This window comes from Methanosarcina horonobensis HB-1 = JCM 15518 (assembly GCF_000970285.1).
Taxonomy (GTDB): Archaea; Halobacteriota; Methanosarcinia; order Methanosarcinales; family Methanosarcinaceae; genus Methanosarcina; species Methanosarcina horonobensis.
Genome location: NZ_CP009516.1, coordinates 138163 through 156987, shown reverse-complemented (window position 1 = coordinate 156987; position 18825 = coordinate 138163). Strand labels below are relative to the sequence as shown.

Sequence of the window (18825 nt, the reverse complement as noted above, 5' to 3'; positions counted from 1 at the left end):
CCATGACTCTGGAATCTATAAAAAAACTAATGGGTTGGTGCCCGAATGCAAAAAAACTTGAAGCTGGACCCCGAATTAGCTCTGTTAATATTGAAGCATATGATCTATCGGGAAAAGAAAAATCAAGAATTCCGAATATTCCATGTCAGCATTCCAAGCTTGATACCCAACTTCTCCTGCTACCACTTTTCTTTACTCCTATTTATATAAACCTGTTTCAAAAAGGCATAAATACAGAAGCTTTCCTTCTTGGCCTTTCACTTTCTTTACCGATCTATTTATTTGGCTGGAAAAAGCAGATACATCAATACAATGCCGCGAAAGAGAAAACTGTTATTTCTCCTTCCTTTAGAAAGACATTAGCCTGTGTGGTCTTATTCCTATTTTTGGGTTTTACTTTGCTTCTGGCTTTCTTGCCTTATATCTCGTCTCATGTAGCTTATCTTCTTAAACATCAGACACTGGACTCTTTTGTTTCAGGAACTCTGATTCTAATGTGGGGTTTCTATTTTCAGCTAATTTACTGGGAAAAGAAGAACCATATGAAAATGTATGTAAGAAGAGAAAAGGGACAGCAAAAACTGTATGTCCTTGGAGAAAAGAGGGGAGAACTATGATCCGGGAAGCCAGATACATAAAAAAATTGGTGGGCTGGTGTCCCTATGCAAAAACCACCGGAGTCGAACCCCGAATAAGCTCTGCTAATTTTGAAGAATATGTTCGATCAGGAGGAGAAGAAGCCGGGAGTCCGAAAGTTCCGAGCCAATTTTCCAGGTTTTTTTCCAGAAAGGGTGTAGATTCAGAGTTCTTCTTTTCGGGTATTTTGTTTTCTTTACTGCTAAATTCACTTTGCTGGAAAAAACTGATACAGGAGTGCAATGCCCTTGTAAAAAAACCTGATGTTCGTTATGTCTCAAAAATAGTACTTTTCTATGTTTTCTTATCTCTAATCTGGTTTTCGTTTCTCCCGTTTATGGTTTTCCGGTCTTATCATATGCCCCCCTCTATTAACTCTCAGTCAATGTATTCTTTTATTGCAGGAATCTGGATTCTTACTATGTGGGGAACAAGTCTTCAGCTAATTTATTGGGAGAAGAAAAATCATATGAAAATTTGTACAGCATATGAAAACGGATTTCAAAAGACGTATACTATTGGGGAAAAAGAGGGAGAAATGTGAGCCTTAAAGTTGAAAACATAAAAAAGTTTATGGGATGGTGCCCGAATGCAAAAACTGCGGGAGCAGGATCCCGAATTAGCCTTGATAATTTTGAAGCGCCTACCCAATCAGGGGGAGGAAAAACCGGAAGTAAGGGGACCATTTCTCAATTTATCAGGCAATTTACCAGGCTGAGAAACCGGGTCCTTACGGTAAGCATTTATCTCACACTCCTTTATCTTGCCCTGCTTTCCCGATGGGGAATAAACCAGGAAGCTTTTCTTGAAGGGCTTGGCCTTTCGCTGCTATTCACAGCCCTTTTCTGGAAAAAGCAAATGCATTATTACGACACCCTGGCAAAAAAACCTGTGGTCAGCAGTTTCGGCAAGAATAAGCTCCTCAGAATATTTTTTGCAATAATTCTGCTTATGGTTTCAGTTCTGGTCTTTTTGCCTTATGTTGTTCGAACTATTTTCCATAACATGCAAACTCTCTATTCATTCGGTGCAGGCGCAATATTCTTCATGTGGACCAGTTACCTGCAAATTATTTACTGGGAGCGGAAAAACAATATGAGAATTTGTACGAAAAGCGAAGGCGAGTTCAGGAAAACATATTCCAGGGAAATATGCCCTGAGGGAAAGAGGGGACTGGAATGAATGGGACAGGAGAATTCATCAAAAAGCTGATGGGATGGTGCCCGAATGCAAAAACGTTCGAAACCGGACCCCGAATTAGCCCCGCTAATTTTGAAGCATATACTCAATCCGGAGGAGAAAAAGCCAGTGGGCCTGAGGCTCTGAGCCGATTCTCCAGGCTCTTTTCCAGGTTTGACGTTAGAATTCTTCTACCAACAGTATTCTTTACTTTTTATCTCATAAATTTGCTATCCCAAAAAGGTATAAACTCAGAGGCTTTCCTTCTAGGCCTTTCACTTTCTTTACTTACCTATTTGCTCGGCTGGAAAAAGCAGATGAATAAGTACGATGCTCTGGCAAAAAAACCTGCTGTTGCTTCTTCCTTTAAAAAAACATTCATCTGGGTTCTCTCAGTCATAATTTTGGGCTTGATTTTGTTTATGGTTTTACTGTCTCATCTATCTCATATGCTCCATTTTCTTAACGCTCAGTCAATGTATTCTTTCATTGCAGGGGCTTTGATCCTGATGTGGGGAAGCTATCTTCAGCTCATTTGCTGGGAACGGAAAAAACAAATGAAAATTTACATAAAAAGTGAAAAGGGGTTCCAGAAGATGTATGCGCTTGGAGAAAAGGAGAGGGAACTGTGAACCTGAATACTGAATACATTAAAAAACTTATGGGCTGGTGTCCTGACGCCCGAGCAGCTGAAGCCAGACGAAGTGTTAACTTAGAGAATTTTAATTCTGATATTCCTGAAAGAGCAGGGGGAGAAAACGGAGGTCTGGAAAATCCGGGATGGCTCCGGAAAACAAGTATCCAAACCCTTTTAATTAACACATCCCTTACATTTGCTTATTTTCTGGTAATTAATCAACTAGGTATAAATTTAATTCTGGGTGTAAACCTCATTCATTTACTTGTCGGACTTTTCATTGTCCTGTTTATAGTTATATTTGACTGGAAAAAACAAATGCAAAGATATGATGCTATGGTTAAACATCCGGTAATTGACTATTCGGATAAGAAAAAACTATACTACACATTTGGGTACGCATTTTTGATTTTGATATATATTCTTTACATTAAAGAACACGAACCTGCACTGCAGGCAATGTTTTCATTTGTGGGAGGTCTCATGGTTGGGATGTGGCTTAGCTATTTCCAGCTAATATACTGGGAGAAAAAGAACCATAAAACAATCTATTTAGATAAAAGGTATGGGAAGTGGAAAAACTCGTATATCATCAGGGAGGGGAGATAATAACTTCCAAACTTATTGTTTTTGAACATGTCAAAAAACTGATGGGCTGGTGCCCTTATGCAAAGGCACCCCGGTGCATGAGTACGAAAGCAGAGTATGAGAATGCACGGAAGGTGGCCCGTGCTCCCGGACCTGAACCTTCTCCGAATCCTGACGGTACTGCAGGAAGAGATCATCCCGGTTACAGGGAGAATATACTCTTGATTCTCCTTGCCCTGGTCTGGCTGCTCCCAATAGCGTATCAACGAGAGTTACTTCCGATCTTCATTATCCTGAGCGCCGCTGCCATGTATTGTGATGCACAGAATATTCGTGCCGGGAGCAGCTTCGAGAAAGAGACTTTTCTGGGAGATATCGTTACCTGGCGGCCGATATCATGGGGAGCGGTGACGGCCGTAGGCGGGGTTATCACCATGGCAATCTACCTGTTCCATCGGAAAGAAATTTACAATGCAAACAACTGAAGGAAAAAAATAATGGCTCTGAATCTGAAGTATGTCAAAAAGCTAATGGGCTGGTGCCCAGCTTGCAGGAAAATGGCATTACAAACAAAACAGCCCTGTAAATATTCAAACCCAGTTCCTGTTTCCGGAAAGGCAGAGAATCGCCCGGAGTTCCAAACTTCAAATGTGATTTTTCCTGCAAATACAACTCTGGTTTTTGTACCTGTTTATATAAGTATCAGCCTGCTTCTGAGATATCCGGAAGACATTACACTCTTCCTGACAGGTCTCTTCCTGCTTAACACCTGTTACTACTTTCTATATCTCAAAACTCTCAAGGCAGCAGTTCTTGTAGACAAATCAGGAGTACACTTGAAGGCCTTCAGACTGAAGAATTTTGAAATTCCTTATGAAGAGATTGAAAGTGTGGCTTCATACAGGCTTGAAAAGCGCTCAAAGAAAATGTCCCTGTTCCTGATTATTGGAGGCATTGCCCTTTGTGGATTCTTTGTTTACATAGCTGTCACAGAAGGAGAATGGAAACCACTTCTGCTATTGGTCTCCTTGTTTCCTCTTCTACTGTTTTTAGAAAGGAAACAAAAAACCCGGTTCTGGGATCTGAATACGCAGCTGTATATCAAGACCAGACACAAAAAATGGTATGAATGGACCCCGTACTATTCCTTAGTCACGGATGAAGCCTCGGCTGCAGAGATTAAATCATCTATTGAAAGGCACTGCGAGGGTTTATGAAATGACTGTTATCGAAGCTCTCCGAAAACTAATGGATGGTGTCCGATGAAAAATTCACTCGAGAAAGGGTGGCAGGAAGACTACTTCTCTGAATTTAAATTAGAAAATAGGAACATTCAACTATTGTCCTCTCCCACGGATCCTCACAGAAGTAGAATTCTTAAGGTACGGGTTAGCATCTTTGATGGAGAGTGGGTACTATGGGCATTAATAATTACTTTTTTCATAGTAATAGTCTCCTTGTTTTTCTGGGTATGTAGTCCTGAAGGCTCTTACTTAGTCGTATTTTCAGGCCTTGTAATGTTCCTTATGCCTCTCATGTTACTTCTTAACAGTCCAAGTGCTGCTGCAGTAACACCCGAAAAAATCATAATCAAGAGATCTATGCGTAAGCCAGTTGTGATCGAAAAAGAGGATATCATACAGATTTCGGTAACAAGGACAGGAAATCATTTCCTTCGCTGGCTGATGCGCTTAATTTACATCGTTTGGATACCGCTTTACTTTATAAAAGAGGTAATGACAACTTTATGCGACCTGAAAATATCATTCCCAGACTACGTTGAACTCAGTCAATTTCTGAGACAGCTTGCAATACTAACAATGTTCCTTATAATGTTTTATAACAGCGAATTCATAGCGCCTTATCAGCAGGCCCTTAAAGTAACCACACGTTCAAGCCTGAAACTTTGGTTGTATACTGAAGAACCGGAAGAACTCACAGGATTTCTCAAAAACGAGAAGTAATAAAAACGGCATGAATAGACTTTTACTATTTCATAGCCACAAATTAAGCCTAGGTTGAAGAGGTTAAATCGTTTATTGAAAAGCAATGTGAAGGCATCTAAATGACTTTTATCGAATCTATCCTAAAAAAGATGGACTGGTGTCCGATGAAGAATTCTCTGGGGAAAAGAACGAAGATAGACTGCTTCTCTGAGTTTAAATTGGAAAATGGGATTCTTGAGTCGGGTTCCTCTCCCGCAGGCATTCAGGAAAGTAGAATTTTCAAGGTGCAGATAAACTTATTTCCAGAACGGTGGGCTGTAATAATCTTAGTCTTCACATTAATAACCTCCTTAGTTTTATGGACATATAGTCCTGAAAGCTCTTTTTTAATTATCCTTTCAGAGCTTATTCTGTATTTACCCCTCATACTGCTATTACTTTCCCATCATCCCAGTACTGTTACGGTAATGCCTGAAAAAATCATAATCAAAAGACCTTTGCGTAAGCCTGTTGTGATCGAAAAAGAAAATATCAGGCAAATCTCGATAGAGAAGAACGAAAACCGTTCCCTGCGCTGGCCGATGCGCTTAGTTTTCCTAGCTACTCTTCCTATTATATTGCTTCGTACTATAGAAAGGATTATCAGGGATCTGCAGCTGGAAGAAGCAGCCCCAGCTTCCGCAAAACTCAGCTTATTTCTTTCGCAGTTCTTGGTAGCTGCATTTCTCCTTGTGTTTTTTTACAACTTCGAACTCCGAGCGCCTTATCAACAGATTCTTAAAGTGACCACATACTCAAACGTGAAACTTTGGATATACACTAAAGAACCGGAAGAGCTTACAAAGCTTCTCAATTTTAGAATCTGAATACGAAACTGTACATCAAAACCAAAAAGTAATCACGTAAGAAGCCTCGGCTGTGGAGCTGAAATCGTCTAATGAAAGACATTGTGAGGGTTTATGAAATGGCTTTTATCGAATCTCTCCGAAAATTGGTGGGCTGGTGCCCGATGAAAAATTCTCTCAGAAATGAAAAGCAAGAAAACTGCTTTTCCAGTTCCAAAATGGAAAACGAAAGTCAGTTAACACCCTATTCCGCAGGTTTGCAGGAAGGTAAAGTTCTGAAAGGAAAGTTTCTGAATAAAGGCTACGGAATCGTAAAAATAATCATTACAGCGCTGGTAATCAGTTTAATTTTGGGATTATGCAGTCCTGCAGGTTCTTTTTTTCATCTCTTTCCTTCCTTAATTCCTTATCTGACCCTTTTAGCTTTAATTCTTTATAATCGTACTACTGTGATGTTAACTCCTGAAAAGGTAATTATTCGCAGGCATCTGTTCAGGTCCCTTGTGTTAAGGAAAGAGGATATCGTGCAGACCTCAGTATCGAAGAACAAAGGCAATTCTTTGCGCTGGCCGCTACGTTTGCTGGTTCTTGTGACCCTTGCAATTCAATTACCTCGTATCGTAGAAAGTATAGCCAGAGATTTGCAGATGGAAGCAGCTCCGACTTTCGTAATACTCAGCTCGGTTATGGTAGATTTCTGGATAGTTGCATATGTCCTTGTTATTTATTTTTATATCTTCGAGCTCACTGTGCCTTATCAACAGGTCCTTAAAATTACTACACGCTCAAACGTGAATCTGGAATTCTACACTGACGAACCGGAAGAAATTATGGCGACCTTCAAAAACAAGAATAAGTAGAAAATTGAAAATAAAGAAGAAATAGAAGAATTATTCTAAAATTATAATTCTCAGGAGACTAAAAATATCTGGAGAAAACATAAACATACTCATTATTTCAGACTTTTAATAAGTTCCTGCCAGCGTTTTTCATCCATTATCTTCTGGACATTGAGCATTCTCTTAAATTCATCTGCACCTTTTTCCCCGCCTTTTCCCTCAAGCTTATCCTTCAGCTCCATTGCCGCCCGTAAAAGCCCGGTTGCTTCTTCATAGAGGGTTTCTGCTTCTGCCACTGTAAGTTCTTCGGTTTCGAGCAGCTCTTCATTATCTTTTGCTTTTTCCTTCAATTCAGGGATAAGAGCTCTGATTTCAGCAGTTTTATCCGGACTGAGGTGTTCTTTTTCTCCAAGTTCCCGGACCATTTCGCGCAGCCTGTATTCCTCGCCATCTATCTCCACACTTTCGGGAATTTTCTTTCCTGCCCAGGCAAAGTCGCTCCTGAGGCTCCAGAGGAGTTTGTTGCGCTCCCGGTAACCAAGATATTCTGTTTCGGTTTTGTTTGTTTTTTTCTCATCTTTAAGCATAAACTTCTCCTCAAATCCAGATGTACTTTTATGATTTATCCGCCCGATCTCATATTCTTTTCTATTCCGGTCCAGGATAATCTCGATAAAAACCAGAGAAATTCAAAGAAACCAAAAACTGACAATAAAAAGAGATTCATGTTTCTCGGCAGAACAACTGCACTGCTGAAAAATTCCTTTTGCTGAAAAGTGCTGAAAATATCTGGCTCTTGATACTCAGCACTTTTCCTTTTCTCAGTTTGCAAGAATCACAGCAGATTTTCCGCAATCTCTTCGGAAATTACATGTTCACAGTACAGGCAGTGAAGGGAAACTCCTTCTTCTTCGGACTGCAGCACTGAAAATTTGGACTTTATAGGCTCGCTGCTGTTTGAGATGCAGTTTGAATTCGTACAGCGGACAACGCCTTCCACATAAGACGGGAGCACGACATTATTTTTCTGAACTACTTCAAAATCCCTTATGATATTGATTGTAGCTTTAGGAGAGATAAGAGCTATTCTATTAAGTTCCTTAACACTGAGTTCCTTGCCTTCAATCTTAACAACGTCTTTTTTACCTCGAGCTCCGGAAGCGTTCATCACAAAACTGACGGTTGCTCGAAAAGCACTGGAAATTCCCAGAATGCGCAGGACATTTAAAGCCTCTCCGGCTTTTATGTGGTCAATTACGGTCCCGTTCTCAATTGCCTGGATCTTCAGGTCCCTTTTTTCTTTCACTCAATCACCCCCATTGCCAGAGCAAGCAGAGCCATCCTGATCGGGACTCCGTAGAAAGCCTGCTCGAAATAGCGTGCATGAGGAGTTGAATCCACTTCAGGAGAAATCTCATTTACCCTGGGGAGAGGATGAAGAATTTTAAGTCCGGGATCTGCGGCTTTTAAAAGCTCGCCTGTAACCCTCAGTCTGTTTTTAACCTTTTCATACTCTTCAGGGTCAGGAAAACGCTCTCTCTGAACTCTTGTCATGTAGAGAATCTCAACATCCCCTATTATTTCCTCAAGAGAATCCGTTTCCTTTACCCGAATTTTTTTCTTCTGCAAATCCCGAACGATTTCCGGAGGCATCCTGAGCTCTGGAGGCGAAACAAAGGTCATTTCTGCTCCATAAAGAGATAGGGCATGGCAAAGGGAGTGAACGGTTCTTCCGTACTTCAGATCTCCTGCCATGGCAATTTTCAAGCCTTCAAGATGACTTTCCCTGCGGATTGTATAGAGGTCAAGAAAAGTCTGGGTAGGGTGATGGACAGACCCGTCTCCGCCATTGATTACAGGAACACTTGCAAATTCCGCAGCCATCCGTGCCGATCCGTCAAGAGGATGACGCAGCACGATAAGGTCAGCATATTTGCTGATTACACGGATAGTATCGGCAAGGTTTTCCCCTTTCATAACAGAGCTTGCCTCAACTGAGCCAAGGTTCAGAACCTGGCCCCCAAGCCTCCTTGTAGCAACCTCAAAAGACAGCCTTGTCCTTGTACTCGGTTCAAAAAAAAGAAGAGAAATAATTTTTCCATCCAGCAGCCTGGACCTTTCTTCGCCCCTGGCTACAGGTTCAAGTTTTTCTGCGGTATCCAGGACATAATCAATCTCTTCCCGCGAAAAATCTTTCATTGAGATGACGTGCCGGTTCTTGAATAACATCCGTTTTTCATAAACGATGCCCAGAGATATAACCTTTGCTCCGGAAATTTTCGGCATCAGTACTGCAGCAGTAACTCTGAGTTACATCTGAGCTGTATGGTTTTACTTTGATACGTTCTTGATGAATTCAAGCCAGAGCTTGGCATCCCTGACCCTCTGGTTTACAAACTGCTCCTGAAAGCGTTTTGTGCTCTCTTTAAGAGCTCCGCTTTCAATTTCTTTAAGATCCATTATTGCACGCAGAAGACCTGCAGTCTCATGGTATAGAGATTTTGCCTCTTCCTCTGTAAGAGGCTTCTCTTCAAGATCTTTTTCGTCCTCCTTTTCTTTTGCCGAAATAATATCGATGCATTTATCTATTCGGGACTTTTCTCCTGGAGTAAGGGTATCTTTCTGAACCAATTCCCACACATAGTCATGAAGTGGATATTTCTCTCCCTCAAACTCCACGTAATCCGGAATATGCTGCCCTACCCAGAAGAGGCGGCAGTGTAAAGCAGATAACAGCTGTTTGCGCTCCGCTTCTGTGATATACTTTTGGGAAAAGTCTTCGCTCTCGTTTATTTTATAGCTATTTTCCATAATCTATCCCCGAAAACTAAATTGTTCTTCCTGATCAAAAGTTTTTTGCGGCAGCTGTTTAATCCCGGATTTTCGGCGATTGAGATGGAATCGAAGGCAAAGACTTTCAAAAGAAAAAAATCGGAATAAAAAGTAATATAGATAATGAAGAACTCACATACCAAAAAATGGATAGCAGCAAATGAATAGGATTAATAAATGAGCTAAAAAGGATAATAAATATCCAGTAAAATTTAAGAGTACAGCAGATTTGAGCATTAATTAAATTTAAAAAACAAAAACAGAAGGGAAACCGATAAAAAATCAGTTTTTTACACTTTTCAGTTTCCCGATAGAGGTGATACTATCGTTCCCATAATTCAGGTTGCACTAGATCTTCTGGAACTTGACCGCTCAGTGGAGATTGCAAAGGAAGCAGTCGCAGGAGGTGCGGACTGGATAGAAATAGGCACTCCCCTGATCAAAAGTGAAGGTATGGACGCAATCCGTACCATGAGGAAAGCTTTTCCTGACAGAACAATTCTTGCCGACATGAAAACCGTAGATACCGGAGCCATGGAAGTAGAAATGGCATCAAAAGCCGGTGCAGATGTGGTTATTGTTCTTGGCAGTGCAGATGATTCTACAGTTCTTGATGCACTCCGCTCAGCCCACAAATACGGAGTCAGGCTGATGGCGGACCTGATTTCTGCTCCGGACCCTGTAAAAAGGGCAGTGGACCTCGAAGCCCTGGGTGTGGACTATGTAAATGTTCATGTAGGCATAGACCAGCAAATGATGGGAAAAGACCCTATATCCATTTTAATGGAAATATCAGAAAAAGTGAGTGTACAGCTTGCAGTAGCCGGAGGGCTTGATGCAGAAAGTGCAGCTCAGGCAGTCAGGGCAGGTGCCAGGATTGTGATAGTGGGAGGAAACATAACCCGCTCTGACAATGTAACCGAAGCTGCAAGAAAAGTAAGGCAGAGTGTAGACTCTCCGGAGTCTGTAGATGTTCGAGACCGAGGGACTGTGGACCAGGAAATAAGGGTGATATTTAGGGAAGTCTCCACCTCAAATATCTCGGATGCAATGCACAGAAAAGGGGCAATGAAAGGCATCCATCCGCTGGTAAGAGGAAAAATGGTAGGAACTGCGGTTACAGTACAGGCTTTTGCCGGGGACTGGGCAAAGACAGTAGAAGCCATTGATATTGCAAAACCGGGAGATGTAATAGTAATCTATAACGAAAGCAAGGATATTGCCTGCTGGGGAGGGCTTGCAACCCTGAGCAGCCTGAACAAAGGAGTTGCAGGTGTAGTAATAGAAGGTGCTGTAAGAGATATTGACGAAGTGGAAAATCTCGGGCTTCCGATCTATACCAGCAATACAGTGCCAAATGCCGGAGATCCAAAAGGCTTTGGAGAAATCAACGCTGAAATCACATGTGGAGGCCAGGCTGTAAAACCCGGGGATTATATAATAGGAGATGAAAGCGGGGTTGTAGTTGTCCCGAAGGAACGCGGCTATGAACTCGCAAGAAGGGCAAAGGAAGTTAATAAGACAGAAAAAAGACTCTTCGATGAGATCCGGAGAGGCGGAACTCTTTCAGAGATCCTTGAGCTTAAAAAGTGGGAAAAACATTGAAAAAAGAAATTTTCGGGATAACTTCTGAAAATCAGAAGTAAGCAGAATAAAAACAGAAACAGAAGATGAAAGCAAAGATAAAAACCGGGATCAAACCCAGGAATAAAATTGAAATAAAAAAGTTACAGAAAATAATAAAAACTAGCAGGAAAAAAAGGTTATAAACGGAGAAGTATAGAAAACAAGAGAGCAGAACACTACACATGATAGAAGTTTTGAAATTGGCAGCTTGCCTGCCTTTTCTTATCTACTCTTCTTACCTGGACCTGAAAACTCGCAGGGTTCCAAACCATTTATGGAAGCTTATGCTTCTTTCCCTTTCAGGTTTCCTGCTTTATGAGATTGTGAATAAAGAAACTTTTTTTCTTTTTCAATTAGTTTTTTCCTTTTTCTCCAGTTTTTTTCTAGCTTATTTACTTTTCAGGATCAGAATTTTTGGGGGTGCGGACGCAAAAGCCCTGATAGTGATAGGGACTCTTTTCCCTGTTTACCCTATCCTGAAGATTTACGATTACTATTTTCCTTTACTGGGAGTACCGCCTGCAGGGCTCTTTTCATTTACCGTCCTTGAAAATGCTTTTCTTCTTACCGCTGCTGTTCCTTTAGGAATTTTCTGTTACAACCTTCTGCATTTTACTCCTGAGATGCTCAAAAAGCCATTTTATATGTTATTCGCATACAGGATAGAGATTAAGGATCTGAGAAAACTTCTGGAAAATGGCAAACATATCCGGTTAGCCGAACGTTTTGAGCTGAATAATGGGAAGTTAAACCCTTCTTTTGCAGGCAGAGGAATTATTGTAAACTATAATATTCTCTCCAGGCTTGAAGCACACGAAGAGCAGGGGTTGCTTGACAGTATTGTCTGGGTAACTCCGGGACTTCCGTTTATGATCCCCATGACAGCGAGTTTTGTTCTGGCAGTGGTATTGGGAGACCTTATTTATTATCTCGTGACAAAGGTCCTTACTCAGTTTTACTCTCTTATAGAACTGTTATAAGAAACTATATTTGTATACGGCTTAAAGGTTGGGACAGTTATGAAACTTTTTTATATATAAAAACACATAACAATGTTAATAAATTAACGTGAAGAATTATTAAAAATTGTTTCTAGACGGGGGAGCTATTTTGGGTTCAGTATTCTCAGGCGAATTCACAAATGGGTCCTTAATTAAATCCTTTAACGGATTCGTGAATAAACTCAAGTGTGATGAGAAAGCCGTAAATCGCATTGTGGTCGTCGCCCTCGCGATGATGTGCATGGGACTTCTTGCTCTTATGGGAGGAGCAGTTCTCCTTGGGGGAAGTACGGAAAGAGCCCTGAAGTCAGGAACTTTTACACAGCTCGATGTTCAGATACTCGATTCAAAGAACCTGAAAATAGAACATCAGGGAGGAGACCCGATTAAACTTGGGGAAAGCGCGATCATCTATCTCGAGTATAATGGGATTGAGTATGAAATTAGCCCTGATCCTCCTGTTGTTCTGGAAGTGGCAAATAACATGAAACTGTCCCTGCCTGAAGAAATTGAACTGAAAGAGGGAAATTCGGCAGTTATCCTCATAAAAAACGAGAGGAAAAACAAAATAATTTATAGAAAAGAGCTGCTTTCGCCTGCTTCAGGCTGAAAAAAGCAATTTTGACAGGAGGAGAGCTTTTACAAGTTTAAGTTCATCTTCCTGACATCCCTCTCCCAGCTTCGCTCTGAGCAGGTAGTCAATTTCAGTTTCCAGTACTTCCATAGCTGCAGAGATTTGCTTATACCTTTCCGGAGGTACGAGCCCTTCAATTTTACTGACCTTCCTGTCAAGTATTAATTTCTCAAACTGCCTGTAAACATCTTTTACAGGCAGTCCTTCGATTTCTGCAATCTCACCAATATTCAGCCCCTGTACATAGAGTGAATAAGTCTTTTCAAGGGAAAACTCTTCAAAGATATCCGAATTAAGAGAACTGACTTCGGAAAATTCGATTTCTTCTGGATCTTTTTTAAAGGAATCTGTTTTAAAAGAACCTGTTTCAAAGAAATCTGCCTCAAGAGAACAGCTTTGAGAATCGTCTTCAGGAAGGTCTATTTCGGACACCCCAACAGTTAATTCGGGAGAATTTCTTTCAAGTCCTGTACTATTAAAACTGTCAGATGAGTCTGCTTCCGACCAGTCCTGGATACTCATATCCAGATACCTTATTTTCTTTGCTGGCAGGCTGTGTGCACCTGAAAGTTTTTCTGGAAATGTGACGGAAGACGAGGCTGCTAATGGTTTCTTTTTATCGGCTTCTTGAGAAGTGGATTCAATCCCAACTTCAACTTCCGCCACAGGCATCAGGTCATAGTCCTTACAGTAGTCTCTGATCTCTTTGAGGAAATCATCTCCATATTTCCGGAGTTTATGATCTCCTACCCCTGTAATCGAATGGAACTCCTCAGGAGTACGTGGAAGTTTTGCAGCCATTTCTTTAAGGCTTGTATCGGAGAAAATAATGTATGGAGGAAGATTCTTGTTTAAAGCAATCTGTTTTCTCAGGGCTTTTAACCGCTCAAAGAGGATAGGATCATGCTCTGTTCCCGATTTTGGAAGTCCTCCGGATTTTTCTTTTTTAAGAATATCAGTAACAGTCGAATGTTCACAGGCAGGAGTCTGCACATCATTTTCTGCTTTTCCTGGAGATTTTCCTGCAGGTGCTGGCAGCGTGAAACTCTCTTCAGCTCCGGGTATGAAACCCTCAGGACAGACAAGTTCAATTCTTTCCGAGCCGTTTAAAATTTTCCTGCTCATAGCATTCAGTTTCAGGACAGGGTACTGTGCTCCACTGACTTCAAGAAATCCGGTGTTCAACATCTCAGAGGCAAGCGACCTCCACTGTTCCTTTGAAAATTCTTTGCCGCTGCCGTGGGCTTTCAGTTTCTCGTGGCGGTTTTGCTTAATCTTTTTATTCTTTGAGCCTGTGAGCACATCAATAATGTAGTTAGTACCAAAACGCTGGTTCAGTTCCTGGATACAGGAAATTAGTTTTCTGGCAGCTTCAGTCCCGTCAAAAGTATTTTTAGGTCTGAGGCAGGTATCGCAGTTTCCACATTGAGTTGAAAGTTCTTCACCGAAATATTCCATGAGAGTCTGACGTCTGCACTTATTTCCCTCACAATAAGCTACCATCTGCCTTAACTGCACAAGGGAGATATCCTTTTCTTTCTCGTTTGTTTTCTGCGCTATGAAATACTCAATTTTAAAGCGGTCTCCCCTGCTGAAGAAAAGGATACATTCACATGGACTGCCGTCTCTACCCCCACGTCCTGTTTCCTGGTAATAACTTTCAAGATTCCGGGGAAGATCGTAGTGAATTACAAACCGGACATTGGATTTGTTGATGCCCATCCCGAAGGCAATTGTAGCCACTATTATATCCACGTCGTCTTTTATGAACATCTCCTGGTTTCGGGAACGTTCGGAATCTGAAAGCCCTGCATGATAGGGGAGAGCTCTGAACCCGGCAAGGTTCAGTTTTCTTGTAAGGGTTTCCACATTGTTCCGGCTCTGGCAGTAAATGATCCCGGCTTCACCCCTGTGCCTGAGCAGGTAGTCAGTTATCTCTGAAAAAGTATCTTTCTTTGGCCTTACCTCATAGTAAAGATTGCTCCGGTTAAAACTGGCAACGTAAGGTCCTTTCTCAGGGTCGATATCAAGTCCGAGCTGGGTTATTATATCTTTTCTGACTCTGTTTGTTGCCGTAGCCGTGAGTGCAATAACAGGTACATCAGGAAAACCGGTCTTTGAGTCCCTCAGGAGTTTCAGTTTCCGGTACTCAGGCCGGAAGTCATGCCCCCATTCCGAAATACAGTGCGCTTCGTCAATTGCAAAGAGGCTGACCTTACCTTTCTTCAGGAAAGCAAATGTTCCGGGCATCATAAGCCTTTCAGGAGCAATATATAGTACTTTCAATCTGTTTTCCAGAAAAGCTGTTTTAATATCCCGGATTTCTCTGGCACTCTGGGTACTGTTCATACAGGCTGCGGCAATTCCGTTTGCTTCAAGCCCGTCCACCTGATCTTTCATCAGGGAAATCAGAGGAGAAACTACAACAGTAACTCCATCCAGAAGTAGAGAGGGCAGCTGATAACAAATAGACTTACCCCCTCCTGTAGGCATGAGCACAAATACATCTTTTCGGTCCAGAACGTCTCTGATGATTTCTTCCTGTAGAGGCCGGAAAGCAGTATATCCGAAGTACTGGTGGAGTACCGAGTGCATTCTGGCAGACACAAGTACCCTGGACTCAAGCTCACTTTTGCTATCCTTCAATGCTCCGTAACCAGTACCCATTTTTCTCATCTCTGAATTTGTGGAATTCGTACACGCCAGTATAAAATAAATCTCCGAGGAATTCCCTGGAAGCTGTGTGTATGAAAGATTCCGATAAAGTCGATTATAACACTTGCACAATAGCTAGAATTATTTGTGTACCCATAATGCTGTGATGTTTCAGATTCATCTTATTTAAGTTGCGGGTATGCAGGATGAAAGTATTGTGAATCAGATATCCAGAAAAATATTCAGCCAAACAAAAAATTATAAAGAATTTTCTGAATTATATAGAAGCTTCTTTTTAAAAAATATGGTTAAATGAAAACCACCTGCTTGACCGCGGTGATTGAGATACTTACTCTAGAAAGAAATTTATGCAATGAAGATGTTTAACTTTACTAATAAATAAATTATGTGGATAACACCCCAAATTTAAAACCAGTTAATTTCACAGCTGCAATTAGAGAAGATAACTATAGTAAACAACCGTAAACAACCATAGATCAAGCGGTAAACAGCCACAGATCAGGCGATTTATCGATCCAGATATTTATGCAAAAAAGTCCTGAACACAAAGAGCTCCTGTTCCAGCTAATTTGACGCTTAAAACCCTAAAATATGGAAAAACTCCCAAGTAACGATGATGGTACCTTTCTTCATGAGCTGATAGGACTTAGGAAGAAAAGGTGAGGCCGCCAAGGCGGGAAAGCAAATATGGAGGTAAAGAAGGGGGAATGAAGCGGTTTTATAGCCTCTAAGATCAGGCATCCTCAGCGCCTGGGAATAAGCACCTGGTTAGAGGTAAGAGAAGGAGGGGGAAGAAATATAGCCGCACGTATTAATCTTTACTTCCATCATTTGCAAAATACCTTACTTAGCTGGTTGTTTTTAATGTAGAATGTCAATCGTATCCAGCCAAGCCAATTATCAGCTAACTATGTATTCACTGCCCCTCTATATATGATTATTCAGGAATAAATTTTAAAGAAACATTCAAAGAAACTGGTATGAAATTACGTCTTGAAGAGGATATCACTCGCTGTCTTATCCTTAATATAAGAAAACATTTTTCAGCCAGAATTGTTTTCAGAACTATTCATAATTAACCGGCAACGATCATAAGTAGAATAAATAGCACTCCAAGCATCAGCAAAAACATCAGAACCATCCATAACTTTAGCGCTTTTTCCGTATCCAAAGTTCCAAGTCCCCTGTTCTTAATTTGAACTGTACTGATTTATAAATGTAAGAATAAATATTCAGAAACATAGATATTTCATATGAGTTGGATTATTATAGTCCCATCTTTATATTATAATGCCATATTAGGTATTATTTCAGCTTTTAGATCAAATTATTGGATTTGCTTAAGCCTCTTTTAATTCCGTAATGAGAATCTGTTTAACAAAACAGTCAGGTAGAGTCCAAAAAAGATGTCCAGAAAAAGTTTTGGATATCAAACATACATTCTAGAAAAAATAAGTAAGGAGTTTATTTTTCCTAGAAGTTTACTCTTCCTTTATTAAGTTTTCTTATCTGTTCAGCCCTAAAACAAACCTGACGCTTAACAGTATATCCCCCCGAAAAAGCTTCTAACTGTCGAAAGCAGAAGCCTTTAAGTCAGATAAAATCGATATTTATGGCCTTGATATTTTTCACTTAATCCTATACTTCCAATAGCCTTCATTTCTTTAGATCCATAACCCCTTTTTCCTGTACGAGCATTTCTATAACCTCAACCATTCTCTTCTGAGACTCTGCCATGCTCTCCAGAGACTTTGCAATACTCTCAAGTTTATCAACTATCTCATAATCCTCATTGCCCATTCCTATCACTAACTCCTGTTCGGTCTTTTTAATAGCAATATTTTGGAAAAGCTTAATATATAATTCTAATTTTTGGTTTTCTGGAGAAGGTGGAGCAATTTCACGGTTTAAAAATTGACATATAATTTCTTTCACTTACCTTTTTGCTCGATTTTGCTCTCGGGTCCGTATTTCCAATTGCAATTAATATCCTTTAATTATAGTATCCTCTTTATGCCTGTTGAAAAACAGAAATTTACGCCGTCCTAAAAGAGCTTACCAGCCAGTAAATTACTGGACAGTAAAATAAAGTTATGAAAAGCAGTAAGAAAGACAAATATCTGATCTTCGAAAAAACAGGACTACTTTGGAAATTTCTTGAATTAAAGAGTAAAGAGCTCAATAAACGTTCTCTACTATACCTTTAAATATCAAAACCCCCATGCACAGACTCATATATCACAACAAAATATAATCAGATCATTATAATTCTCACACAGTTACCAATCACTATCATTTTTTTCAAAGGAAAGATTCACTCAAAGGAGCACTTCAATGGTAAAACCCGAAAAATTCATTCCGAAAGCAGTTGAGAAAATCAGCCAGGAGATAAAGGATGGGAAGGCAATTATTGCACTTTCCGGTGGTGTGGACAGTTCTGTTTGTGCTGAACTGGCTTACAGGGCAATTGGGGATAGGCTGCAGCCGATTTATATAGACACAGGGCTTATGAGAAAAGGAGAGACCGAAAGAATAAGGTATATTTTCTCCCACATGAACCTGGATGTTGTTTATGCAAAGGACAAATTCCTTGCAGCCCTTGCAGGAATTACGGATCCTGAAGAGAAGAGAAAAGCTATTGGTGAGACTTTCATCCGGGTGTTTGAGGAAGAGGCAAAGAAACTGGCAGCCGATTACCTTATCCAGGGCACGATTTACCCTGACAGGATCGAGTCCGAAGGCGGCATCAAGTCACATCACAATGTAGGAGGGCTTCCAAGCGTAATGGACTTCAAGAAAATCGTTGAGCCTATCGAGGACCTTTACAAAGATGAAGTAAGGGAAGTTGCCTGGGCTCTTCAGCTGCCTGACGAGATCTGCGAAAGGATGCCTTTCCCTGGTCCGGGGCTTGCTGTAAGGGTTCTCGGAGAGGTTACGGAAGAAAAGCTTGAGGTAGCACGGGAAGCAAACTTCATAGTCGAAGAGGAACTTCTCGAGAGATTCTGCCCCTGGCAGACTTTTGCTGCCGTGCTCGGCAAAGGCACAGGAGTAAAAGGAGACATAAGGGCTTACGGCTGGATTGTGGCTGTAAGGGCTGTAGGGTCAAGAGACGGAATGACTGCAGAAGCCCTCGAACTCCCCTGGGATGTGCTCAAGCAGCTTGAATCGAGAATCACTTCCGAGATCCCGAAGGTAGCCAGAGTAGTATATGATATTACTCCCAAGCCGCCTGCAACAATCGAGTTCGAATAAAACAGAAAAGTGCAGGATAACCGAAAAGATAAGGCAAAGGAAAACACAAGATAAATGAACCCTTATCTTTAAAAGGCTTCAATCAGCTTTTTTTACAAATTGAATATAAATCATAAAGTGAAATATTAATTCAC

The 18825-nt window shown here is 40.9% G+C and carries 20 protein-coding genes; 14 read left to right on the top strand and 6 right to left on the bottom strand.

Features of this window, described 5'->3' with window-relative positions:
- Positions 1 to 2 precede the first annotated feature (2 nt).
- The 10 genes from MSHOH_RS00695 (at position 3) to MSHOH_RS00650 (ending at position 6691) form a co-directional block, all read left to right on the top strand.
- Complete coding sequence (locus MSHOH_RS00695) at positions 3 to 617, top strand: DUF1673 domain-containing protein (RefSeq protein ID WP_048142950.1); 615 nt, start codon at positions 3 to 5, stop codon at positions 615 to 617.
- Positions 614 to 1180, top strand: coding sequence for a DUF1673 family protein (locus MSHOH_RS00690; protein WP_048136702.1), 567 nt, complete (start codon positions 614 to 616; stop codon positions 1178 to 1180). The genes MSHOH_RS00695 and MSHOH_RS00690 overlap by 4 nt, the downstream gene beginning before the upstream one ends.
- On the top strand, positions 1177 to 1818 hold the full coding sequence (locus tag MSHOH_RS00685; RefSeq protein ID WP_239451122.1) for a DUF1673 family protein: 642 nt from the start codon (positions 1177 to 1179) through the stop codon (positions 1816 to 1818). Before MSHOH_RS00690 ends, MSHOH_RS00685 begins: the two co-directional genes overlap by 4 nt.
- Positions 1815 to 2447 (top strand): DUF1673 domain-containing protein, encoded by a 633-nt coding sequence (locus MSHOH_RS00680; RefSeq protein ID WP_048136701.1) that lies wholly within the window; start codon positions 1815 to 1817, stop codon positions 2445 to 2447. The genes MSHOH_RS00685 and MSHOH_RS00680 overlap by 4 nt, the downstream gene beginning before the upstream one ends.
- Entirely contained in the window at positions 2444 to 3061 is a 618-nt protein-coding gene (locus MSHOH_RS00675; protein WP_048136700.1) for a DUF1673 domain-containing protein, read from the top strand. Before MSHOH_RS00680 ends, MSHOH_RS00675 begins: the two co-directional genes overlap by 4 nt.
- Positions 3025 to 3525, top strand: a complete 501-nt coding sequence (locus MSHOH_RS00670) for a hypothetical protein (protein WP_048136699.1) — start codon at positions 3025 to 3027, stop codon at positions 3523 to 3525. The genes MSHOH_RS00675 and MSHOH_RS00670 overlap by 37 nt, the downstream gene beginning before the upstream one ends.
- Positions 3526 to 3537: 12 nt before the next feature.
- Complete coding sequence (locus tag MSHOH_RS00665; protein ID WP_048136698.1) at positions 3538 to 4257, top strand: DUF1673 family protein; 720 nt, start codon at positions 3538 to 3540, stop codon at positions 4255 to 4257.
- Between the two features lie 45 nt (positions 4258 to 4302).
- Complete coding sequence (locus MSHOH_RS00660; protein WP_048136697.1) at positions 4303 to 5004, top strand: DUF1673 family protein; 702 nt, start codon at positions 4303 to 4305, stop codon at positions 5002 to 5004.
- A gap of 101 nt (positions 5005 to 5105) precedes the next feature.
- Positions 5106 to 5852 carry a DUF1673 family protein gene (locus MSHOH_RS00655; RefSeq protein ID WP_048136696.1) on the top strand — a complete coding sequence of 249 codons (747 nt, stop codon included), beginning with the start codon at positions 5106 to 5108 and terminating at the stop codon, positions 5850 to 5852.
- 71 nt (positions 5853 to 5923) lie between these two features.
- Positions 5924 to 6691, top strand: coding sequence for a DUF1673 family protein (locus MSHOH_RS00650; RefSeq protein WP_048136695.1), 768 nt, complete (start codon positions 5924 to 5926; stop codon positions 6689 to 6691).
- A 92-nt stretch (positions 6692 to 6783) separates the two neighbouring features.
- On the opposite strand, the gene MSHOH_RS00645 is transcribed toward MSHOH_RS00650, so the two are convergent.
- The 4 genes from MSHOH_RS00645 to MSHOH_RS00630 form a co-directional block, all read right to left on the bottom strand.
- Positions 6784 to 7257, bottom strand: coding sequence for a DUF5788 family protein (locus tag MSHOH_RS00645; protein ID WP_048136694.1), 474 nt, complete (start codon positions 7255 to 7257; stop codon positions 6784 to 6786).
- Between the two features lie 248 nt (positions 7258 to 7505).
- Entirely contained in the window at positions 7506 to 7976 is a 471-nt protein-coding gene (gene pyrI, locus MSHOH_RS00640) for an aspartate carbamoyltransferase regulatory subunit (RefSeq protein ID WP_048136693.1), read from the bottom strand.
- Positions 7973 to 8899, bottom strand: a complete 927-nt coding sequence (gene pyrB / locus MSHOH_RS00635) for an aspartate carbamoyltransferase (RefSeq protein WP_048142946.1) — start codon at positions 8897 to 8899, stop codon at positions 7973 to 7975. Before pyrB ends, pyrI begins: the two co-directional genes overlap by 4 nt.
- A gap of 102 nt (positions 8900 to 9001) precedes the next feature.
- Positions 9002 to 9481, bottom strand: a complete 480-nt coding sequence (locus tag MSHOH_RS00630; RefSeq protein ID WP_048136692.1) for a DUF5788 family protein — start codon at positions 9479 to 9481, stop codon at positions 9002 to 9004.
- Between the two features lie 396 nt (positions 9482 to 9877).
- Here MSHOH_RS00630 and hxlA point away from each other — a divergent pair, with 396 nt between their 5' ends.
- From hxlA to MSHOH_RS00615, 3 genes are all read left to right on the top strand, one after another.
- Positions 9878 to 11107: a 3-hexulose-6-phosphate synthase gene (hxlA, locus tag MSHOH_RS00625; protein WP_239451121.1), complete on the top strand. Its 1230-nt coding sequence runs from the start codon at positions 9878 to 9880 to the stop codon at positions 11105 to 11107.
- Positions 11108 to 11310: 203 nt separating this feature from the next.
- Positions 11311 to 12108, top strand: coding sequence for an A24 family peptidase C-terminal domain-containing protein (locus MSHOH_RS00620; protein WP_048136690.1), 798 nt, complete (start codon positions 11311 to 11313; stop codon positions 12106 to 12108).
- A 130-nt stretch (positions 12109 to 12238) separates the two neighbouring features.
- Positions 12239 to 12739 (top strand): hypothetical protein, encoded by a 501-nt coding sequence (locus MSHOH_RS00615; RefSeq protein WP_082089182.1) that lies wholly within the window; start codon positions 12239 to 12241, stop codon positions 12737 to 12739.
- Here the strand turns inward: MSHOH_RS00615 and recQ are convergent.
- Both recQ and MSHOH_RS00605 read right to left on the bottom strand, forming a co-directional pair.
- Positions 12731 to 15430: a DNA helicase RecQ gene (gene recQ, locus MSHOH_RS00610; RefSeq protein ID WP_052730646.1), complete on the bottom strand. Its 2700-nt coding sequence runs from the start codon at positions 15428 to 15430 to the stop codon at positions 12731 to 12733. The genes MSHOH_RS00615 and recQ overlap by 9 nt on opposite strands.
- Before the next feature lie 1665 nt (positions 15431 to 17095).
- Positions 17096 to 17374 carry a hypothetical protein gene (locus tag MSHOH_RS00605; RefSeq protein WP_048136689.1) on the bottom strand — a complete coding sequence of 93 codons (279 nt, stop codon included), beginning with the start codon at positions 17372 to 17374 and terminating at the stop codon, positions 17096 to 17098.
- Positions 17375 to 17773: 399 nt separating this feature from the next.
- Here MSHOH_RS00605 and guaA point away from each other — a divergent pair, with 399 nt between their 5' ends.
- Positions 17774 to 18691, top strand: a complete 918-nt coding sequence (gene guaA, locus MSHOH_RS00600) for a glutamine-hydrolyzing GMP synthase (RefSeq protein ID WP_048136688.1) — start codon at positions 17774 to 17776, stop codon at positions 18689 to 18691.
- Positions 18692 to 18825: the final 134 nt, after the last annotated feature.

What these genes read in the sequence shown, in the direction of transcription:
- guaA (WP_048136688.1), top strand. Translation starts at nt 17,774, where the DNA reads ATGGTAAAACCCGAAAAATTCATTCCGAAAGCAGTTGAGAAAATCAGC.
- MSHOH_RS00630 (WP_048136692.1), bottom strand. Translation starts at nt 9,481, where the DNA reads ATGGAAAATAGCTATAAAATAAACGAGAGCGAAGACTTTTCCCAAAAG.
- MSHOH_RS00620 (WP_048136690.1), top strand. Translation starts at nt 11,311, where the DNA reads ATGATAGAAGTTTTGAAATTGGCAGCTTGCCTGCCTTTTCTTATCTAC.
- MSHOH_RS00655 (WP_048136696.1), top strand. Translation starts at nt 5,106, where the DNA reads ATGACTTTTATCGAATCTATCCTAAAAAAGATGGACTGGTGTCCGATG.
- MSHOH_RS00660 (WP_048136697.1), top strand. Translation starts at nt 4,303, where the DNA reads ATGAAAAATTCACTCGAGAAAGGGTGGCAGGAAGACTACTTCTCTGAA.
- MSHOH_RS00645 (WP_048136694.1), bottom strand. Translation starts at nt 7,257, where the DNA reads ATGCTTAAAGATGAGAAAAAAACAAACAAAACCGAAACAGAATATCTT.
- MSHOH_RS00665 (WP_048136698.1), top strand. Translation starts at nt 3,538, where the DNA reads ATGGCTCTGAATCTGAAGTATGTCAAAAAGCTAATGGGCTGGTGCCCA.
- recQ (WP_052730646.1), bottom strand. Translation starts at nt 15,430, where the DNA reads ATGGGTACTGGTTACGGAGCATTGAAGGATAGCAAAAGTGAGCTTGAG.
- pyrB (WP_048142946.1), bottom strand. Translation starts at nt 8,899, where the DNA reads ATGTTATTCAAGAACCGGCACGTCATCTCAATGAAAGATTTTTCGCGG.
- MSHOH_RS00690 (WP_048136702.1), top strand. Translation starts at nt 614, where the DNA reads ATGATCCGGGAAGCCAGATACATAAAAAAATTGGTGGGCTGGTGTCCC.
- MSHOH_RS00650 (WP_048136695.1), top strand. Translation starts at nt 5,924, where the DNA reads ATGAAAGACATTGTGAGGGTTTATGAAATGGCTTTTATCGAATCTCTC.
- MSHOH_RS00680 (WP_048136701.1), top strand. Translation starts at nt 1,815, where the DNA reads ATGAATGGGACAGGAGAATTCATCAAAAAGCTGATGGGATGGTGCCCG.
- MSHOH_RS00695 (WP_048142950.1), top strand. Translation starts at nt 3, where the DNA reads ATGACTCTGGAATCTATAAAAAAACTAATGGGTTGGTGCCCGAATGCA.